The organism is Oscillibacter sp. CU971, assembly GCF_905219725.1.
Classification (GTDB): domain Bacteria; phylum Bacillota; class Clostridia; order Oscillospirales; family Oscillospiraceae; genus Oscillibacter.
This window is the reverse complement of the sequence record NZ_CAJMXG010000458.1, coordinates 1-1536: the sequence shown is the minus strand read 5'-3', so window position 1 is coordinate 1536 and position 1536 is coordinate 1. Positions and strand designations below refer to the sequence as shown.

The following is a 1536-nucleotide window of genomic DNA, read 5'->3' as shown; positions in this document are numbered from 1 at the left end:
AGTTTGCACAATCTGAAGCAAATGGCGGCGACCATGAGCGTTTACGAGGAATCCGGCTTTTCTTCCCCGGAAGAACTGGAAGCCGCCCTTGCCGCCGCCAGCGCAGAGCTGTCAAACGTCCATGCGGAACTGAAAGCCGTGGAAAGCACTTTGCGGGAGAAAAAGGACTTGCAGAAACAGCTATTGGCGTACATCAAGACCAAGCCAGCCCGTGACGGATTGCGGGCGCAGAAAACGGAGAAAGCCCGGAGAGCTTACCGGGAGCAGCACGAAAGCGAGTTTATCATTTCCGAATCTGCCGCCCGGTATTTCAAGGCACAGGGAATCTCCAAGCTGCCAGCGTCCAAAGCCCTACAAACGGAGATTGAGCAGCTTACCAAAGAGAAAAACGCCCTTTACAACGAGTACCGGGAGAAGAAAGCGAACGTCCGGGAATTGCAGACCGTGAAAAGCAATCTTGACAAAATATTGCGCCGTGAGCCGGAACGGGGAAAGGGGCGGGAAAATGAACGGTAAACGCCCCTACATGGACTACCCACAGTACAGAGCCGCCCGCCGCCTTGTGCATGAGTGCTGCAACTACGATAACGGCAACTGTATCTTGCTGGATAACGGCGAGTCTTGCGTATGCGTCCAGAGTATCAGCTATTCGCTTATATGCCGCTGGTTTCGTATAGCCGTACTGCCGCTGGACGGGAAACTGGAAGCCGCCCTACTCCACCGGGCAGACAGGAAACGCTGTACCGAGTGCGGTGGGTATTTTCTCCCCAAGTCTAACCGGGGGAAATACTGCCCGGATTGCGCCGGACGCATGAAAAGAATCAAAGCCACACAGCGCAAGCGGAAACAGAGGGATAAATGTCACGCTTTAGGATATTCCAGACCCCCGTAAATCAAGGCTTTTTTGACCGCCCTCAAAGGGTATGCGATACATTTATCCTTTATCCCCGAAAATGCCGTTTTAACTGCGTAACAGAAGCCACAGACAGGAGGTGAGAACCATAACCGAATACATCACAGCCGACACCATCATGCCGCCGTTTTTCCGATACCCCCGTTTTCTGCTGAAAATGGACTTGTCACAGACCGCAAAGCTGCTTTATTCGCTGCTCCTTGACCGTTCCGAACTCTCACAGAAGAACGGCTGGCAGGACAGCGAGGGCAGGACATACATTGTCTACCCTGTTTCGGAGATAGCGGAAATGCTGGATAAAGGCAGCACCGCCATAAAAGCCGCACTGAACGAGCTGGACGCTGCCGGGCTTCTGGTGAGGGAACGCCGGGGCTTTTCCGCACCGAACCGCCTTTATGTGAAAGTGCCGCAAGTGCCAGTGGTACAGTTTTCCGACCATATGACCGCCATACAGTCGGAAAAGCGACCCTCTGATAGCCGGAAAAGCGACCCTCATAAGGACGGAAAACCGACCTTTGCGTTGGACGGAAAACCGACCCCTAACCAACTTACTAGAAACAAACTAAAAGAGAACCAACTAAAAGGAGCGAGTGAGAAGCCGCCCGCCCCGTTTGGCAGATACC

General features: G+C 53.5%; 2 protein-coding genes and 1 pseudogene. All 3 read left to right on the top strand.

Translation table 11 applies throughout. The features are described 5' to 3' along the window. A pseudogene (locus JX325_RS16550) lies at nucleotides 1-516 on the top strand (relaxase); the annotation flags it as partial. Continuing rightward, the gene (locus tag JX325_RS16545) at nucleotides 506-892 is read left to right on the top strand and encodes a cysteine-rich VLP domain-containing protein (RefSeq protein ID WP_204792128.1); all 387 of its coding nucleotides are present in this window, start codon (nucleotides 506-508) and stop codon (nucleotides 890-892) included. The pseudogene JX325_RS16550 and the gene JX325_RS16545, both read left to right, overlap by 11 nt. A gap of 139 nt (nucleotides 893-1031) precedes the next feature. Beyond that, the coding region (locus tag JX325_RS16540; protein ID WP_243414153.1) for a replication initiator protein A at nucleotides 1032-1536 on the top strand (505 nt) is incomplete at its 3' end.

Bases quoted from the DNA above. Each gene is read 5' to 3' on its own strand.
- JX325_RS16545 (WP_204792128.1), top strand. From the start codon at position 506: ATGAACGGTAAACGCCCCTACATGGACTACCCACAGTACAGAGCCGCC.